Here is a 19,862-nt window from a genome sequence, read left to right as displayed (position 1 = left end):
GGAAAAGGCCAGAGTGACGCTCTGGTCTTTTTCGTCTGAGTTGTAATAGTAAATAAATGTTTAGAATAGTCAATCCTATTCCAAATGGATTTTGTTCAAAATTCATAAAGTGCTCTTCACACTTATAAAAAGAGAGGTCGTGTTTGAAAATAATTGATAAATATGCTACAATAGTAGGCACTGGTAATTTTTATAAATGATTTTTTAATGAGAAAAATCGGATAAAATCCATTCAACTTTCGAAAGATCATGATCAGATGAGAAAGCGTAAAATTCCTTACCCTTCAGAGATTTGGTATGGGAATGGTTTTTTAGATGTCAATCATGATGACAGAGTTGATATACTTATAAAAATTTTAAGGATTAAGTAAATCCGTTTATGCATTTGATAATGTTCAAATAGAAAAAATGGAAGAACAGGTGTTCTCACATGAAAATATTCAAGGATAGAAGAGAAGCTCCAAGTAGATTTACACTCATGAGGTGCTCCTGTATTTCGTAGGTGAAATATCATGGTAAGCCAGTTAATCCTATCTTGATTATCAGTGGGATGAGCCTGTTTTCTTGAGTTGTCTTGCTGTTACGATGGTGCATGAACATTGCTAGAAAATGATCGCAAGACGTGCTAAATATAAAGAATAAAGGATGATAGATGAAACATTTCGGTCTTAAGAAACAGAAACGAACAAGTATTTTTTTCCGAAGAGCAATTTTTACAATTTTGATCATTGCGCTCTATTTACTTGGTCGCCATATTTTACTTCCAGGATACAATGGCAATACAGGTTTTTCACAAATAACTGAGCAAAATCCCTTGGCCTATTTGTATTCCTTGGCAGGAGTAGATGTCTCTCAGATTTCCATGTTTTCTCTGGGATTAGGTCCATGGATTACGACGATGATTGTCTGGCAGGTCATCAACTTGAATAAAAGTTGGAATATCCAGTCCTGGTCATTGAAAAAAGCGGATTTTGTGCAAAAGATTCTCACTTTGATTTTTTCCGTGTTACAAGGGATAGCTGTTATGTACACAGCTCGTTCGGAAAATGGACGCTTTTTGCTTCTTGTAGATGATTGGATTTATAATATGGCTGTGCTAGCAACTGTTGTAGCAGGAAGCTTTGTTATTATTTGGTTGGCTGGTTTGAATGTTAGCAAGGGAGTAGGCGGGCAGACAATTATTATTATTTCAGGAATTCTGCTACAATTTGCTAACCAATTAGTGGTATTGATAGGACAATCTGTTTTTTCTAAAGAAGGATTAGCCTTTCTAGTAGGTGCGGCGATCTCATTTTTGCTCTTGGGCTATATCGCTGTGGTCTGCGAGAGAGCTGAAATTCGTTTGCCTCTAAATCGAGTCATGCTAAGTAGTCGTTACTACGGCAAATCTTACCTCCCTATCAAATTTCTTCCCTCTGGGGGAATGCCTATTATGTATGCCTCGAGTGTTATTATGTTGCTTCAGTTGGTATTAGACTGGTTTGGACATGGTTTTACAAAAAATTTTGGTAGTTTATTTGACTTTACAAAACCCCTAAGTTTAGCCTTTTACCTACTGGCTATCTATCTTCTTGCAATTTTATTTGCCTATATCAACTTAGAACCAGAAGAAACAGCGAAACGTTTACAACGTCAAGGAGAATACCTAGATTATATCCAGCCTGGGAAAGCAACTTTAAAAGTTTTGAAACATTACATTTCCTTACAATCTAACGTAGGAGCACTCTACCTGATCGTTTTTATTGGTTTACCCTATTTCATTAATTTCTTCCTACCTCTTCCAAATTTGCTTTTGACTATACCAAGTACATTGATCATTTTAGTCAGTATGCTCTTGCCTTTGCATGAAGAAATACGTATCTTGAGAATTGGGACTTACTACCACAAAGAATTAGAATTTAAAGGAGAATAGAGGGATATGTTTTACTTTGTACCATCTTGGTATAGACAAGATCGGAAATGGTATTCTACCACCCTGCCTTTCTATTACGTGTCTAAAAATATGATGTTTGATGATGCGGTGAATTTGCTGCGAATGTTTCAGCAATCAGGAGAGGCAAATACCACTCTGATTTTGAACTATTCACCACATATTCGAACCTTTCTTTATCAGCAAAGAATATTGCCAGAAACTGTATGGAATCTATTTGATACCATACAAGGTCTGACGGATGTATCTGTACGTAAAATTCGTCTGGAAGATATTAAATGGCCTCAAGGAGTAGAATTCTTCTATACTCCTTTTATGATTGAGGTATATTTAAATCAAGAACACTATGCTAAAATTAACTTTTCACAAACAGGTAATTTCTTTGATATTACTTATTTTGAGGGTGGGCAGACAAATCATCAGCTAATTTTTGATGATCGTGGATTTGTTTCGAGTGTCATCTATTTTGAAAATGATCAACCTTACTACCAAGATTATTTAAATTTACAAGGTACATGGCAGTTTAGGGAATTTTTGGGTACAGAAAATCATCAAGTGCTTATCAACCCTGAGGCGCAGGTTACATTTGCAAAAGAAGTTTACCGAGATATCGAAGAATTGATCAATGAAAAACTAGATCAGTATTTAACTTCTTCGCTAACCAAGGATGATACGATTGTGATTTCGTCAGATGTGCAGCACAATCACTTTTTCCAAAAGATTAAGGAAAACCATCATGTTATCTTGTCTTTTTTTGGAGATCGCTATCCAATTACAAATCAGGAGCAGCTGCTAACGGATTTGACAGACACGCCGTTCTTCGTTGTCGATAGTTTAAATAAAATTGAAACGATAGCAGCTAATGTGGATCTAGAACAGTTGCCGGGATTTTATGAGATTCCGCCTTATGATACTCATCTAAACCTAGGGCATAGTCAAAGAAAAAAAGAGTTGATTGTTTACGTCAATTACGACAATCTACCAGCAGATCAAATTCAATATGTGTTTACGACTTTGTTTGAAATGATGTTGAAAAATGAATGGATTGACTTGCTGGTTGGAACACAAAGTCAGGATTTTGGTCGAGAGGCCTATATAAAACAGGTACTAGAAAGCTATCGATCTCTTAAGCCAGAATATGAACAAGAATTGATTTTTGTTGATAAAGAGAAGAGAGCGAGAGGTGAAAACCGAGTTCTTGATGATGAAGAGGAGATTGTTCGCGAACGGATTGATATTGAGACCATTCATAGCGACAGCGATTTGATTAAAGTTCTGAAGTACGTTCGTATTATACTAGATTTGGGAACTCCAGCTGATGTGTTGACTCAAATTGCTGGCATTAGTGGAGGGATCCCTCAGGTTAACTTGTATAGTTCTTCTTATGTGAAGCATGGAGAAAATGGTTGGATTCTAGATGATATTTCAGATTTTGAAGAGGCACTCTTATACTACCTCACAAACTTAGAACATTGGAATCAATCTCTAGTTCACTCAGTCAAGAAGATTGAACAGTATACAAGGGGTGAGATTGTCGATATGTGGAAAAATACCATAAAGGAATTAAAAGGAAATGAAAAAAATTAGTGTTTTGCAAATTGCTGATGAAAATTGGCAGGAGCAATATGAAATTCCTAGTAATATAAAATGGACATTTGTCAAACCAGAAGACATCGTCTCTTTATTGCCAGAAGATATCGGGATCTTAAATAGAGAAGTTGAGGCGGAAAACGGGAAAAAAAAGAAGAAAAAAGTAGACAAACCGTTTGATGTCGTGTTGGTAGATACTGCTGAATATTTAGAGCATGTCACTATCTTGGATCAGAAAATTCAGGTTTACCGTATGTTCTATCATGAGCGTTGTCAAATCACTACAAAAACGCTGGAACGATTTCTTTTGCGCAAAAAAGCTGTGAAAACAAATTTTGAAAATCCAGAGCAGATGCTACATATATTTTCACGTGGTTTTTTCTCCAAGCAAAATGGAACGAAACTAAGTGTTAATCATCTAGTCGCTGCACCATCTTTTGAGGGTCAAATCAGTTATGAAGGGACAAACTACCTTCGTTTGTGTGGCCGATACGGTGAAGATTATCAGACTATTGCGACCTATCAACATAATGTTTTTCTGAGTGGGGAGATGCCCTTAGATCTGTGGCCTGAGTTCAGGGTTTCAGAAGGTTGTTCGATCCGCTACGTTGTCAAAGGTTTTCCAGCTGGAAATTCTCCCATGCAAGAATGGATTTATGATGAAACGAGCTTTGATCGGCCTCTGACGTTAGATGTAAATGATTCGTATTATTTGAGTATCAGTATTCAAGCAAAGGGACAAGGGATTGTAAAACTTGGTCCCTGCCACTATCGAGACTCCCATCTAGGCTATGGAGACTTGTTAGTCGGAGGAAAACGAATTAGCGATAAAAATAGAGAAGAACTGATTTATTTCTTCCATCCAGGAGATTTGAAACCACCGTTGAACATCTATTTTTCAGGGTACCGTCCCGCAGAGGGATTCGAGGGATACTGGATGATGAATAATTTGGGATCGCCATTCTTACTAGTAGGGGATCCGCGTTCAGAAGGGGGCGCATTCTATCTTGGATCGGAGGAGCTGGAACAAAAACTTCTCCAAGTGGTTCATAACTGCTTAGATGAACTCGGCTTTACGAAGGAACAACTGACCTTGTCAGGTTTGTCAATGGGGACTTTTGGCGCCCTTTACTATAGTTCTAAGTTGGAACCTCATGCCGTCATTGTCGGAAAACCTCTTGTAAACTTAGGAGATATGGCAGAAAATGAGTCAACTATTCGTCCGGGAGGATTTCCAACGTCACTGGATTTGGTGTACCGCACAATAGGGGAGTTATCAAGTGAAGCTACAGCTCAGCTTAACGAACGTTTCTGGACGGCTTTTGAGTCAGCTGATTTCTCAAGAACAAAATTCATTATCTCCTTTATGTATCAAGATGACTATGATATGTCGGCCTATCCCGATATGCTGGATGAGTTAGGACAGCGAGATTACCGCGTCAGCGTTATCAGTAAGGGATTGACTGGACGACACAACGACGATACACAAGGTATTGTCGAATGGTTCTTTAATCAATATAAAACGCTATTAATGAATAGTTTTGAAAGGGAGTTTAAATCGTGAGATACAAGGAAGAAGTCTATTTTGCTTATTGGGATATCCAAAGCATATCTCAGTATCTATACGGTTCATCTGTCAAACTGTTAGATGGTGGTCATGTTTTGTATGAAAACCAGTTCATGCCTTCGGGGACAGTTATTCATGAATGGCATTCACGGGCAAACTATCAGGCCTTACGCAATGCGAGTCAGCTTCCTGAATTGAAACGTGGGCAAAACTATATTTTTGGCAGTCATATAGAAACCATCCCAGAAAATTCAACATACTTAAAAGTTGAATTTATGGATGCTCGAGATGAAGAAATTTCGAATCAGATCATTAAACAGGGAGAGAGAGTCAGCGTATGCGTTCCAGATAATACACAATATTATAAGGTGCAGTTAGTCAGCTCGGGTTGTCATCGCTTCCTTTTTGAAGGGATTTATGTTGCTGAGGAGCAGTTGGCGGATTATACAGTGGATCGCTACTGGATTTCTGATTTGCTTCATCAGGATTCCGAGAAAGAAACGATGTATGTTTGCTTTACTGAACCTGAACTCAATCGAACAGGTTTTATTCCAGAACGTGTTCGTGAACATTTCTCAAATGTATTGATTGTTAATTCGTCTTATAGAGAAGCGCTCCTATACATGGAGGAACGTTTTTACGAAACCTTGCTTGAAACGATTGAAGAATTAGCGCAAGAGCATCTTTTTGAAAAAGTGGCTTTTGTTGGTTATGGAGCGATTTCTAATATTGCGGCCTTGCATTACTCCAAACAATTTGGAAATTCATACGCTCTTGTGACGGATGAGTTTTTAAGCGAACTAGACTATCAACGCTTGCTGGAACGTTACCGTAGTCGAGTAAATCCGCCTATTTTTAAAGAATTATTGCTACAGCAATTTAATCCGACAAAAGTTAAGGAATATGCGGACTTGAAGACTAGACCACGTGAACTAGCAAACATTGAATATTTATTAGATAAGTCATTTTTACTTCAAGCAATTGACTTGGAAAAGATTGAAGAGTGGATGAGAGAGAATGAAAACTAAACGATTCAATTTGACCAACTCCTATAAACTAATGCGTTACAAAAAGATTTTGGAGAAGGTTAATAAACTATCTGATAGTTATGCAGCTATGTCAAATGAGAAACTGCAAGCTCAGACAAAATGGTTTAAAGAACGCCTTTCTGGAGGAGAAAGCTTGCAGTCCATTTTGCCAGAAGCGTACGCAACCATTCGTGAGGCAGCCAAGCGTGTATTAGGATTATATCCTTATGATGTTCAGGTTTTAGGGGCCTTGGTTATGCAAGACAATCAGATTGCAGAAATGAGAACAGGGGAAGGAAAAACCTTGACAGCTATCCTTCCTTTATACCTAAATGCTTTGACGGAAAAAAGTACAATCCTAGTCACGGCCAATGAATATTTGGCAGCGCGTGATGCTAAACAAATGGCACCCGTTTTTCGATTTTTAGGAATGACCGTTGGGGTTGGTGTCTCGGACGATCCGACAAAAAAACTTAAAATTCCTCAAAAACAACAAATCTATAAGAATGATATTGTCTATACAACACATAGTGCGTTAGGGTTTGATTACCTAGAAGAAAACTTGGCGACATCTCAATCAAAGAAGTTTTTGCCAAAATTTTATTTTTGTTTGGTCGATGAAGTAGATGCAGCCTTGCTAGATAGTGCGCAGATGCCCCTAATCATTTCAGGTTCTCCTCGGGTTCAATCCAACCTCTTTCTCTCGTGTGATGAGTTTGTAAAAACTCTAAAAGAAGGGGAAGATTTTAATTTAGACTCCACTCGGACGTCTGTATGGTTGACGAGAAAAGGAGTAAAGGAAGCAGAGGTTTATTTCCGCGTTCAGAATGCCTATGATCCAGATAATTACCAGCTCATTCGCCAAATTAACCTAGCTTTGAGAGCTAACCACTTATTTGAAAAAGATCGTCAGTATACGGTGGATAATGGCGAAGTTAAACTGATGGATGAGGCGACAGGACGTCTCTTGGAAGGGAACAAACTCCAATCAGGACTGCACCAAGCACTAGAAGCCAGAGAACGTGTGAAAATCACATTGGAAACGCGTTCGATGGCCTCTATTACCTATCAAAATTTATTTAGAATGTTTCCAAAATTAGCAGGAATGACGGGTACTGGTAAAGTTTGTGAGGAGGAGTTCAGAGACGTTTACGACTTGGGAGTCGTAGTTGTTCCTACACGAAAACCCAATTTACGAATTGATTATCCAGATGAAATCTATCTCACGATTCCTCAAAAGTTATATGCTTCATTGGAGTATATCAAAAAATTACATAAAAAAGGTCAGCCAGTTTTAATTGCGACAGGATCAGTTGGAATGTCTGAGATTTATTCTATGCTCTTACTCCAAGAGGGAATCGCCCATAATGTGTTGAACGCCCATAATGCAGCGAAAGAAGCTGAGATGATCGCACTGGCTGGTAGACGTTCTGCAGTGACGGTAGCAACATCAATGGCAGGTCGTGGAACAGATATTATCTTGGAAGAAGGGGTTGCTGAGTTGGGTGGACTTGCTGTTGTTGGAACAGAGAGAATGTCCAGTGAGCGAGTGGATTTGCAGCTTCGCGGTCGTGCCGGACGACAAGGCGCTCCAGGGTTGAGCAAATTCTTTATTTCTCTTGAGGATGATCTTATTTCTAAGTCTGGTAGCAAATGGATTAGTGAGTACTATCACAAAGAAATTGCAAAACCAGAGGAAAAACAAAAGGTTCATTTGACTTCTCGTCGTATTAGACATGCGGTTGAAGAAGCTCAGAAGAATAGTGATAACGCGTCAGCGGCTTCCAGACGTTCAACGGAACGATATGATGAAAGTATCCGTATTCAGCGACAGATTATCTACAATAAGCGTAATAAGTTCATCTCTCATCCAGACTTTGATTTGACTTATTTCTTGTCTATCCTGTCGGATGCAGTGGACATTTATACAAGTAAAACACCGTTTAAAGAGCGGGCGGATTTATTTCGCTTTGTTTTGGATAACATTAGTTATTACTGCGAGGATATTCCAGATGATCTAGATGTCACGGATTTACGGCAAGTTAAAAAGTTTTTATCTGACCTCCTTGTTTCAGAATACCAGCAGAAAAAAGATAAAATCAAGGATTCAGAGTTGTTCAATCAATTTCAACGAACTGTTGTTTTGAGAGCGATAGATGACTGTTGGGTTGAGCAGGTTGACTATTTACAGCAATTTCAAGGTTTGGTGTCTAGTCAAGGGTATGCCCAAAAAAATCCTGTCTTTGAGTTTCATAAAGAAGCTTTTAAATCATACAAAAGAATGAATGCAGATATAAATCTAAACATTATAAAAAACATGGCATTGAGTTACATCAATATAAAGCCTTCTGGGAAATTAGAAGTTTTCTTTGGCTAATGCTTTGACAGATTCTGTTGTAGACTTTATAATGATGATATAACTGTATTTTTGGAGAAAATCATATTATGAGCAAAAATAATAACGAAGAGCTAAAGGGATTTAAACGTTTGATATCAAAGTTTAAGCAAAAGGGTAGGGAAGATAGTGATTACCGTAGCCTGGATGAAACTAAATCAAAGCCCGTTAGTCGAAAACTCAAAGAGCAAAAGGAAATTATTCTGAGTGCTAGTGAAGATCTTGAGTTACCAACAGAATCAGTTTCTGTCATGGAAGCCTTAGAAGACTTTCAGGAAAGGAACAGTTTGGGAGTGGCTGACTTGATAAGAAATGTTAGTCAGAGCTTGTCAACTAGCGCTTTAGCTTCCCTCAGCCTTTCTGTCGCAGATTCGTACAGTGAGTCGTTTAGCCAGAGTATATCAGCAAAAGGATTCTCGCTTCGAGAGTCCATGTCTGAGAACTACTCATTAGTGGTCTCTTCTTCAGAATCTGAATTTGAGTCCCTTTCCTTGGTTGATAGCCTCTCTGTTTCTGAGCATTTGACAGGGGAATCCCTTTGTCAGGATACGGATGCATTCTCTTTGAGTGAAAGTATTGCGTACTCAGAGTCCCTTTCCTTGAGCGAATCAGAACAAGCAAGTCAGAGTGTCTCCGAGTCCGAGTTCTATAGCTTGAGCCAGAGTGAATGGGAATCTATATCCGAATCCCAAAGCTCTTCAGAAGCAGAGTGGTTGAGTTCTTCCGAATCAGAACAAGCAAGTCAGAGTGTTTCAGAGTCTGAGTTCTATAGCCTAAGCCAGAGCGAGTGGGAATCTGTTTCAGACTCCCAAAGTTACTCAGAATCAGAGTGGTTGAGTTCTTCCGAATCAGAACAAGCAAGTCAGAGTGTTTCAGAGTCTGAGTTCTATAGCCTAAGCCAGAGCGAGTGGGAATCTGTTTCAGACTCCCAAAGTTACTCAGAATCAGAGTGGTGGAGCTACTCCGAATCAGAGCAAGCAAGTCAGAGTGTTTCTGAGTCCGAGTTCTATAGTCTGAGCCAGAGTGAGTGGGAATCCGTTTCGGAATCTCAAAGCAACTCAGAAGCAGAGTGGTGGAGTTCTTCCGAATCGGAGCAAGCGAGTCAGAGTGTTTCCGAGTCCGAGTTCTATAGCCTGAGCCAGAGTGAATGGGAATCGATATCCGGATCTCAAAGTCACTCAGAATCAGAGTGGTGGAGTTCTTCCGAATCAGAACAAGCGAGTCAGAGTATCTCCGAGTCCGAGTTTTATAGTCTGAGCCAGAGTGAATGGGAATTGATATCCGAATCTCAAAGTCACTCAGAAACAGAGTGGTGGAGCTATTCCGAATCAGAACAAGCGAGTCAGAGTATCTCCGAGTCCGAGTTCTGTAGCCTGAGCCAGAGTGAGTGGGAATCGATTTCCGAATCTCAAAGTCACTCAGAAACAGAGTGGTGGAGCTACTCCGAATCAGAGCAAGCAAGTCAGAGTGTTTCCGAGTCTGAGTTCTATAGCTTAAGCCAGAGTGAGTGGGAATCGATTTCCGAATCCCAAAGTCACTCAGAATCAGAGTGGTGGAGTTCTTCTGAATCAGAGCAAGCGAGTCAGAGTGTCTCCGAGTCCGAGTTCTATAGTCTGAGCCAGAGTGAATGGGAATCGCTTTCTGAATCTCAAAGCTCTTCAGAATCAGAGTGGTGGAGCTACTCCGAATCAGAGCAAGCGAGTCAGAGTGTCTCCGAGTCTGAGTTTTATAGCTTGAGCCAGAGTGAATGGGAATCGCTTTCTGAATCTCAAAGCTCTTCAGAATCAGAGTGGTGGAGCTACTCCGAATCAGAGCAAGCGAGTCAGAGTGTCTCCGAGTCTGAGTTTTATAGCTTGAGCCAGAGTGAATGGGAATCGCTTTCTGAATCTCTTTCCTTGAGTGAGATGATTTCTCATCTACTTTCTGAGTCCGAGTCGTTAAGTTTGAGCGAAATCCTCTATACCAGTGAATCCGAATCCTTAAGTCAAAGCCAACAAATATCTGAATCCTTAAGTCAAAGTCAGAGTGTAGCTGATTCGGTGAGTTTAAGGAAGGCATCCTTATCTCAGTCCTATAGTATGTTAGAATCAGAATTTGGTTCCTATAGACAGAGTGTAGCGGAGACAGAAGTATTCGCGCATGACTTGCATGCTTCGGAACGTCTGTATAAGAGCCTCTCTGAACTGGATATGAGCCCTCTAACTCACCAGCAAAAAGTGCAAGAAGTGATGACGCCTGAAATTTTTGAAGAAGAATCATCTCAAGCACATATTGCTGAGGAGCAACAGGAGCTTGAAAATAGAGAGGAATCAATAAAGAATGTAGATTTGCAAGCCTCTCTGAAACATCTGTCTCACTATTCAGAATCAAATGGAACAAATCTAAGGATGACGGAACGCCAACTCTATCACCTACTCAGACCAGGTTCGCAGCCCCTAGCACGTGACTTAAGAAATGTTGCAAGTGAATTGTCTGGTTTGGCTGCTATTACTCAAAAAAAGGAAGATGAGAAATCCTTCTAAACAGAACTTGCAATCATTAAATAGAAATAATAAAAATCAAAAGGAGCCACTATGATTAGAAATATGATGTCAAATAGTAACAAAGGTTTGGGTACTACAGATGTATTACCAGTTGACCAGTCTCGGATAGAAGTTCTGAATGGAACAGTTGACTACAAAAATGTACCTTTAGGATCTTATGATATCCTAGGGAGATTTGCTTCAGTAGGTCAGAGAGATTATACGGAAGAGCTGAATTTAATTCAATCAATGGGTTTTAATGCCTATAGAATCTCGATTTCTTGGGCACGCATCTTTCCAAATGGTGAAGAGCTGCAGCCGAGTGAAGAGGGGTTGAAATATTATGAAGCAATCATCGATGACGTATTAGAAAAAGATATCGAACCGATTGTGACCTTGAGTCACTTTGACCTTCCGCTGAATCTATACGAAAAATATGGAGCTTGGAAAAGCCGCAAGATGATTGAACTCTTTGAGCGTTACGCAGAAGCTGTCTTTCAGTACTTTAAGGACAAAGTGAAGTATTGGATTACCTTCAATGAGTTCAACGTTTTGCACCATTTGCCGTTTCTTGGTGGAGGATTGTCTTTTGGAGCAGATGACAATCAAGAACAGGTGATTTGGCAAGCAGCTCATTATCAATTAGTTGCTTCTGCACGTGCAATCAAGCTCGGAAAAACAATCAACCCAGAGTTTCAGTTTGGTGGGATGATGGTTGTTAGTAAAAACTACAGTCAGCAAACTGAAAATGCTATTGATGTAATGGAAGCAGAAGTCAAAGATAGGGAAAATTATTTGTTTACAGACGTGCAAGTTCGTGGATACTACCCAAATCACTTTTTGCGTCGTTTAGAACGTGATCAAATCGCCTTGGATATTGAAAACGACGACCTCTTTGTCCTAAGAGATGGGAAAATTGACTTTGTCAGCTTCAGTTATTATGCATCAAGCAATTCCCAAGAAGTTTTTATCAACAAATATGCAAATAATGGTCAAAATCAAAATCGCATAGATTCTGTGGGACTTCGTCTCGTGATGAACAATCTTTATGATCGTTACCAAAAACCACTCTTCGTCGTGGAAGATGATGTGGTCTTGGATGATTCAAATAGTGTAGCAACTGAAGAATTGAAAACAAACATCCAAGAGATCGTGAAAACAGTCGAGTATGATGGTGTGGAATTGCTTGGCTATACACCGCTTACTTGGACGGAACTAAATTTTTAAAATAGGAAGTAATAACTGAATTTCTTCGACCCTAGAAGTAGTGTTCGTATTTTTACTTTTGAAAATGTCTGATCTGTCAATCAGACATTTTTTTAGAAATAGATGGACTTTAAGCTAAGTTCGGTTTTTGCTTGATAGCAGCTTAGGATATTTTCCTTGTTTAGAGCTTAGAAAAGAATAGCAATTTACGCTATTTTATGCTACAATGAGGAGTAGTGGTGTAAATCAGAATAAGTAAGGAATAGAGGGAGCAAAATGAGACTGAAGAAAACATTGTTCGGTAACTACCGTGCTAAGGAAGTCGAAGATTGTATCGAAGCATTAGAGGAAGGGTTCGATCGTGAAATTCAAAAGAAGAATGAAAAGATTGAATCCCTACGTAAAAAAATCGACTCTATGAAGAATCAAGAAAAAGAGATTGGTGAAGCAGTCATTTATGCCAAATCTCTTGTCATTGAAGCTCATGATAGGGCCGAAAAAGAAGCTAAAGAAGTTTTAGAAAAGGCACAAAAAGACTACTTAGATACGAGAGAATCTATTCTCGAAGAAATCGATACTCTGACCAAAAAACGGGCAGAGGCTGAGAGATTGTATAATTTACAAAAAGAAAAAATTAAAAATATTATTAGTCGAATTGATGATTTTCTAGAACTGGACGATATCGATGGTAAACCAAAAGATATCAAAAAAATTCAAGAATTGCGTAAAGAACTTGATAGACCAGAAGAAGTTGCTAAGGAGAAAGAAGAGGTGGTGCCTGAGAGAGAGAAACTCCATCTCGAACAACCCCTTGCAAAAACAGGAACAGATAGTACCATCTCTGTCAGCTACATCACTTCACGTCGCGCAAAACCTAAAAAGAAAGACGAAGATAAGTTAGATGATGATAAGGGCAAGAGAATCAAACGTCTTTCAAGAATTAAACGAGATAACTTTTTGTAAGAGGATAATCAAATATGACAATTTATAACATCAATTTGGGGATTGGCTGGGCGAGTAGCGGTGTAGAATATGCGCAGATCTACCGTGCAAAATTGCTTCGTAGTGTTGGCTTAGAAGCGAAGTTCATCTTTATGGATTTTATATCTGCTGATAACATTGAACATTTGACAAAGAATATCGGCTTTGAAGATTCTGAGGTTATCTGGCTTTATCAGCATTTTACAGATGTCAAAATTGCACCGACGACCTATACGCTAACACAGGTCTTAGCGAGTTTCGATAAAGAGCCCCTCGAAATTATCCGCGACACCGAAATGAAGACGATCCGACTAGTATTTGGTGATGGTGATTTTGTGACTTGTTATGCCTGTGATATGGACAAAGAGTTGATTGAGCGCGCTGAAATTGTTTCGCGTGGTTGTTTGATTCAAAAAGAGTACTACACTTATACGAAGAATTTTATCGAGTATTTTAGTCCGATGAATGGTCATGCGCAATTATATCAACGTACCTGGCTCAATGAAGATGGCAGTGTGGCTTATGAGGAAATCATCAATGAAGTCGATGGTAGACAGGAGACGCAAGTCTATCGTTTCCCAAATCATGTTTTCTATTCTAAGCAAGAGTTTGTCGCGCATTTTATGAGAAGTCTGTCTCTGACGGACAAAGATTTGTTGATTTTAGACCGAGAGACAGATATTGGTCAAGCTATCTTTGCTAATAAGGGCGCTGCAAAGCTAGTCGTAATCGTTCATGCAGACCACTTTAGTGAAAATCCTGCTGAGAAAGACTATATTTTATGGAATAACTATTATGAGTATCAGTTCGAATATGCTGACGAAGTGGACTATATCATTAATTCGACCGATGCGCAAACGAACCTACTCAAAGAACAATTCGCTCAATATACAACCATCAAACCAAAGGAAATATTGACTATTCCAGTGGGAAGTTTAGATCAATTGCGTCATCCAGAAGGAGAGCGCAAGCCGTTTGGATTGATTACAGCTTCGCGCCTAGCCAGTGAAAAGCATATTGATTGGTTGATTCACTCTGTAGTGAAGGCACATGAGCAATTACCTGAAATCACTTTTGATATCTATGGTACGGGTGGTGAAAGGGCCATGTTGGAGCAGTTGATTCATGAGTTAAATGCAGGAGAGTATATCCGTCTGATGGGGCATCACCACATGGCAGATGTTTATCAAAATTACTCTGCTTACCTCTCTGCCTCTACAAGTGAAGGATTTGGTTTGACCTTGTTAGAGGCGGTTGGTTCTGGTCTGCCAATTATTGGTTTTGATGTACGTTATGGAAATCCAACCTTTATTCGTGATGGGGAAAATGGCTACTTGATTCCTGAGGCACGTCCAGATGATCTGGATGCAATGACAACGGAATACGCAGAAAAGATTGTCCAGCTATTTACTCAACATTCCCAAGAAGATCTATCCCGTGTATCCTACGAGGTGGCAGAACCATATCTTGATGAACATATTGCCCAGCGTTGGTATGATCTTGTTCAATCTGCACAGCATCAGTAGGGATTCGAAAAGAAAGGCATAAACACTATGATTTGTTTATTTGAACGCTATGATCAAGCGAGTTTTGATTTACTACGTTCACTTAAGGCAGCTGGGCTAGACTGCCCTGTTGTCGTGATCCGAGACGATGGCTACCTCGCACCTGATGTCGAGTCGCCTTACAGTTACTTTACTGGAGATGTGGCTTCAGAGGACGATCTACCTCTTTATTTTAACCTTGTTCCGAAACCTCATTTGTGGGAAATTCGCTCGAGCAATGTTAATGGTGAAATCTTGGACATGGGTAAGAAACGTGCCAATATCTTTTACCGTCAACCGACACATGAACGTCGCGTTCGTGCAGTCGAGTGGTTGGATGATCAGGGTCGTGTACGCGCTGCAGACATTTACAATCGCAAGGGACGTCTCTTTGCACAGATTACCTATGATGATGCCCAACGTCCAACTCATACACGCTACTTTAATCAGGATAACGTGACGGTGATTATGGAAAATCATTTAACAGAGGATATTGTCTTAACTCTTGATGGAAAACGCCATATTTTCAATTCTAAGCAAGAATTTGTAATCTTTTACTTGCGATATCGTGGGTATGATACAGATCGCATTATCTACAATTCTCTAGCAACACCATTTTTAGTAGCCGTTGGTCTGACTCCGAAAGAAGGACGAGCAGAGGATATTCTTTTCTGGCAGGAGCCAATTGGAGAGGAGTTGCCGGGTAACATGAAAGCGGCGATGCAGTTGCCTCATCGAAACATCCGTATCGCAGTACAGGATAAACAAGTTTATGATAAAATCCTCAAGCTTGCGACACCAAAAGAGAAGAGTTACTTCCGCAATGTCGGTTATCTCTATCAATACCATCGCCTCAATAATATGAATCCAGAAGCTTTGATTCTGACGAATAGTGACCAAATCGAGCAAATTGAACCACTTTTGACTCAATTACCAAATGTTCATTTCCATATTGGAGCGATCACTGAGATGTCAAGTCGTTTAATGGAATTAAATCGCTATCCGAATATTTCCCTCTACCCTAATATTCGTCCAGCTAAGGTGAATGAGCTCTTTGCTCGCTGCGACTTGTATCTGGATATCAATATCAGTGATGAAATTCTCAATGGTAGTCGAACAGCTTTTGAGAATAATATGCTGATTCTCAGTTTTGAGACGACTTGTCACAATCATCGTTTCGTTGCAGAAAGTCATATTTATCCGGTGGAAAATGTATCAGCCATGGTAGGTAAGATTCAGGGAGTTCTCTCTCTTCCGTCTGAAATGGAGGCTGCTCTTGCTAAGCAAAAACAGGCGGCGAATCAGGCTGATCTGGAAGCCTACAAGGCAATTTTATAAGCTAATAAGACAAGGGCTTGCTTTCGATGAAAGCAAGTTCCTTTCTATCAACAGAAAAGGAGGAGCACATGTCTAACAAGGACAATAGCATTTTACAAGAACATATACGAGAACAGCTAGATAATCGAAAGAAACCCCTAAAAAGGGAGAAGCAAGATTTTAGCATGATTGCCGTGCTGGGCGGAGTTCTCTTTCTCGTAACTCTTTTGGTCACACTACTCATGCAGTTGGGACGCTTTTTTTAGGAACTTTTCTGGATGGAGATGGTCTCTAGAAAAGATGAACCTTGATGATTTGCTCGTCAAGGTTTTTTTGTTCCTGTCTAACTGAACTAGTGTGAAAGGGTGGGGGAAGGAAGAGATTTCGAAAGATAATAAAACGTTTTCAATTATTTGATCCTTGAAAGCGAATTTTAGGTAAAAATTAGGTGTTTTTATTTGTCATTTCGAGTATAATTGCTTGAAAAGGAGGAGCTGTTTTGATAGAATGATAAATGGTATATACTAAATAAAAACGACTGGTATATTCCAGATGGAATCTGCTTTTTCTGAGTCAAAGGGATAAAAACTGAGACTGACTGCGGTTTGATTGTCTCTGGTTTTGAGAGGGTAGCGCAACTACGCTTTGTTAATGATCATGAGGTTAACAAAGGGTCGCATTTTGATGAAAAGAAAGGAAACAAATGTTTCGAAGTAAAAAGTTTAACAAAGATTTCGAGATCGTAGATGAGAAAAAGCGTTATAAGCTTTACAAGTCGGGTAAAAACTGGGTAAAAGCCTCGAACTCTCAATTGGATCTCTTCCGTATCGGTGGGATGGGCGAAGTTGTCTCTAGTACCCTGTCAGACACTGAAGAACTTGATCACGCACACCTTAGTTTTAACACGCTAGCGGGTATAGGGGGAATCCTGGCCGCGGGAGCTGCAGGATTTGTGATGACTCAAGAGCAAACTGTTTATGCGGATGAAACATCTGAGTATGCAGAAAAGGATAAAACAGTCATCGCAGCTGAACCAAAAGCAGCTGAAACAACTGAGACAAGTACTAACTCAATCATCGCTCAAGCGCAAGCAGAAGTAAAGAAAGCTCAAGCAGAACAAGTATCTGCCTCAGCTTCCGTATCAGTCAGTCAATCTGTTGAGGCTCAAGCGAGTGCGAGTCAGTCAGCTTCAGTCAGCCAATCTGCCTCAGCGAGTCAGTCAGTATCTGCAAGTGCTTCAACATCAGCAAGTCAGTCAACTGCTCCAGCATCTGAGTCAGCGAGTCAATCAGCATCAGCTCCTACATCAGTCTCAGCAAGTGCAAAAGCATCTGCATCAGTAAGCTCTACACCATCAGCGTCAGCGAGCGCTCAAGCTTCAACTTCACTAGTTGAGAGCACTAGTGCAACGAGTGGATCAGAAGTACAAGCATCTGTCTCAACTTCTACATCAGCATCACTCAATGCCGATACCAAACCTGCAGCTAGCTTAGCATCAAGCAAACTCGGTGATGCTTTGTCTAGTGCAACTCAACTTAGTAGCCAAGCAGCAACAACAAGCAACAACCTTGCAGCTGGTGTTGTAGCAGATAAGAACCAAGCCCAAGGTAAGGATACAACCAAGCAAGCTGAGAAAAACCAAAAGGTTGACAATACTGTAGCGACTGCACCAAAGACAGGGTATTCTGGTTTTAGAGCAAATCCGATCGATACTGGATCAAAAGAACCTTTCTTTCTAAATACCGATCCATATAGCATCAACTCTCCAGAAACAAGTGGTCGTTTAAATAGACAACGGGTCTTTCTGGGACGAGCAGGTGTTCCTTTCTCGGTAACATATTATATGCATAAGTCTCAATTTGATGCGGACGAATATCCTTACGGTTCATATAAGGATAGTGAGTTTGCAGGACTTTCTCCAAGACAAACTCTAGAGACTCGAAACTGGCAAGAAGCACAAGAGAAATATAATATTACCTCGGAAACAGGTCGTGTGGAAGTGGCTCCTGGACGTTATATTCCATATGTAACTTTCAAGAGTGATAATCCAAAAGCATTTAGTAGTAGTGTCAATCTGGATGTGACCTTTGATGGACGTAGCTTTCCTCAAACCAGCATATTCATGAACCTTACTACTACTCAGTTTAAGGGACCTGCTGTAACGTATGATGCTGAGGGGAAAAAAGAAGCATTGGCGCCTCTTGCGAAATATAAAGTAGGAGACAAAGTTAATGAAACTTTATATTTCCATAATGATATACAGTATAGATATGAGCAAGATGCTAAAAATTCTATGTTTTTGTACACTGGTAATGGTGGTACAACCAAATATAGTGGCTTGAGGTATGTTGTAGGGGTGGAAAGGCGTGCTGATTTCACCTATGTTCCAAAACTCACTATTACAGGGACGGTTTTAACTGAAAATCCTAATATGCTCGTCAGACAGACTAATGGATCGGGAGGTAAGGATGCTGAATTCTTTACCTATCTAGGCCGTCCAGAAGAAGTTGTAACGGAGGCTGCGCAGGAGTCAATTATCAACAAGAGCAAAGACTCACTAACTCCTTCCCCTGAACCACTAGTTCCTGAAGTTGAAGTTGGTAAACGAGTTAATGAAACTTTATATGTTCATGATGGTAATAACAAAGGAGACAAGTCTGTTGGTTCTTGGCAAAGTCCTTACCTTGCAGATCAAGCGGTTGAACTGATTCATGGTAAGAAAGAACTAGAAGCACTTGGATTAACAGTTACTACTAAAACCGTTCCATCAGGGGGTGGTAAAACTGGCTATATCCCATCTATCCAAATTTCTGGGACGCCTACTGGAACAGGAACTGTAACACTTAAATATAAGATTACTGACGAAGCAGGACAGCTTAACTTTAAGGACATTCAAATCAATGTTAAAGAAAGCGGATCCCTTAGCCAATCAGCTTCAGCATCAGTATCAGCAAGCCAAAGCGCTTCAGCATCAGTATCAGCAAGCCAAAGCGCCTCAGCCAGTGCGAGCGTGAGCAGTAGCGTATCTGCTTCTGTATCAGGAAGCCAAAGTTCAAGTGCTTCAGCGAGTGCTTCGCTTAGCGCAGGTCAATCTCACTCAGCAAGCTTGAGTGCTAGCCAGAGTGCATCAGCCAGCGCATCGCTTAGCGCAAGTCGTTCAGCCTCAGCGAGCGTAAGCTCAAGTCGTTCAGCGTCAGCTTCTGTAAGCTCAAGTCGTTCGGCAAGTGCTTCAGCGAGTGCCTCACTTAGTGCAAGTCGTTCAGCCTCAGCGAGCGTAAGTTCAAGCCGTTCAGCCAGTGCTTCAGTGAGTGCATCACTTAGCGCAAGTCGCTCAGCTTCGGCTTCTGTAAGCTCAAGCCAATCAACTAGCGCATCAGTAAGCTCAAGCCAATCAGCTTCAGCTTCAGTATCTGCAAGTCGCTCAGCTTCAGCTTCTGTAAGTTCGAGCCGTTCAGCCAGTGCATCAGCCAGTGCATCACTTAGCTCAAGTCGCTCAGCCTCAGCAAGCGTAAGTTCAAGTCGTTCGGCTAGTGCCTCAGCCAGTGCATCGCTTAGCGCGAGTCGTTCAGCAAGCACATCAGTAAGCTCAAGTCAATCAGCATCAGCGTCTGTAAGTGCAAGCCAATCAGCTAGCGCATCAGTAAGCTCAAGTCAATCAGCATCAGCGTCTGTAAGTGCAAGCCAATCAGCTAGCGCATCAGTAAGCTCAAGTCAATCGGCTTCAGCATCAGTATCAGCAAGCCAAAGTGCTTCAGCATCTGTATCAGCAAGTCAAAGTGCTT

The 19,862-nt window shown here is 40.4% G+C and carries 12 protein-coding genes; all 12 read left to right on the top strand.

All coding sequences use genetic code 11. The features are described 5' to 3' along the window. Positions 1-652 precede the first annotated feature (652 nt). Positions 653-1,912: an accessory Sec system protein translocase subunit SecY2 gene (locus B7705_RS01290; RefSeq protein WP_084947079.1), complete on the top strand. Its 1,260-nt coding sequence runs from the start codon at positions 653-655 to the stop codon at positions 1,910-1,912. A gap of 6 nt (positions 1,913-1,918) precedes the next feature. Continuing rightward, positions 1,919-3,517 (top strand): accessory Sec system protein Asp1, encoded by a 1,599-nt coding sequence (asp1, locus tag B7705_RS01285; protein WP_084947077.1) that lies wholly within the window; start codon positions 1,919-1,921, stop codon positions 3,515-3,517. After that, entirely contained in the window at positions 3,504-5,084 is a 1,581-nt protein-coding gene (gene asp2, locus B7705_RS01280) for an accessory Sec system protein Asp2 (RefSeq protein ID WP_084947074.1), read from the top strand. Before asp1 ends, asp2 begins: the two co-directional genes overlap by 14 nt. Further along, entirely contained in the window at positions 5,081-6,115 is a 1,035-nt protein-coding gene (gene asp3, locus B7705_RS01275) for an accessory Sec system protein Asp3 (RefSeq protein ID WP_084947070.1), read from the top strand. Before asp2 ends, asp3 begins: the two co-directional genes overlap by 4 nt. Further along, complete coding sequence (gene secA2, locus B7705_RS01270; RefSeq protein ID WP_084947067.1) at positions 6,105-8,492, top strand: accessory Sec system translocase SecA2; 2,388 nt, start codon at positions 6,105-6,107, stop codon at positions 8,490-8,492. Before asp3 ends, secA2 begins: the two co-directional genes overlap by 11 nt. A 68-nt stretch (positions 8,493-8,560) precedes the next feature. After that, entirely contained in the window at positions 8,561-11,032 is a 2,472-nt protein-coding gene (locus B7705_RS01265) for a hypothetical protein (RefSeq protein ID WP_084947065.1), read from the top strand. 51 nt (positions 11,033-11,083) lie between these two features. Further along, positions 11,084-12,259 (top strand): family 1 glycosylhydrolase, encoded by a 1,176-nt coding sequence (locus B7705_RS01260; protein ID WP_084947062.1) that lies wholly within the window; start codon positions 11,084-11,086, stop codon positions 12,257-12,259. A 255-nt stretch (positions 12,260-12,514) separates the two neighbouring features. Further along, the gene (locus B7705_RS01255; protein WP_038804382.1) at positions 12,515-13,201 is read left to right on the top strand and encodes a hypothetical protein; all 687 of its coding nucleotides are present in this window, start codon (positions 12,515-12,517) and stop codon (positions 13,199-13,201) included. A gap of 14 nt (positions 13,202-13,215) precedes the next feature. Beyond that, complete coding sequence (gene gtfA, locus B7705_RS01250) at positions 13,216-14,745, top strand: accessory Sec system glycosyltransferase GtfA (RefSeq protein ID WP_084947059.1); 1,530 nt, start codon at positions 13,216-13,218, stop codon at positions 14,743-14,745. Between the two features lie 27 nt (positions 14,746-14,772). After that, the gene (gene gtfB, locus B7705_RS01245; protein ID WP_000562905.1) at positions 14,773-16,101 is read left to right on the top strand and encodes an accessory Sec system glycosylation chaperone GtfB; all 1,329 of its coding nucleotides are present in this window, start codon (positions 14,773-14,775) and stop codon (positions 16,099-16,101) included. Between the two features lie 68 nt (positions 16,102-16,169). Next, on the top strand, positions 16,170-16,346 hold the full coding sequence (locus tag B7705_RS01240) for a hypothetical protein (RefSeq protein ID WP_000066117.1): 177 nt from the start codon (positions 16,170-16,172) through the stop codon (positions 16,344-16,346). Positions 16,347-16,783: 437 nt separating this feature from the next. Then, the coding region (locus B7705_RS09920; RefSeq protein WP_239822330.1) for a KxYKxGKxW signal peptide domain-containing protein at positions 16,784-19,862 on the top strand (3,079 nt) is incomplete at its 3' end.

Origin of the sequence: Streptococcus oralis subsp. dentisani (genome assembly GCF_002096685.1) — a bacterium.
GTDB classification, from domain to species: Bacteria; Bacillota; Bacilli; order Lactobacillales; family Streptococcaceae; genus Streptococcus; species Streptococcus oralis_AD.
This window is presented reverse-complemented; position numbering and strand designations above follow the sequence as displayed.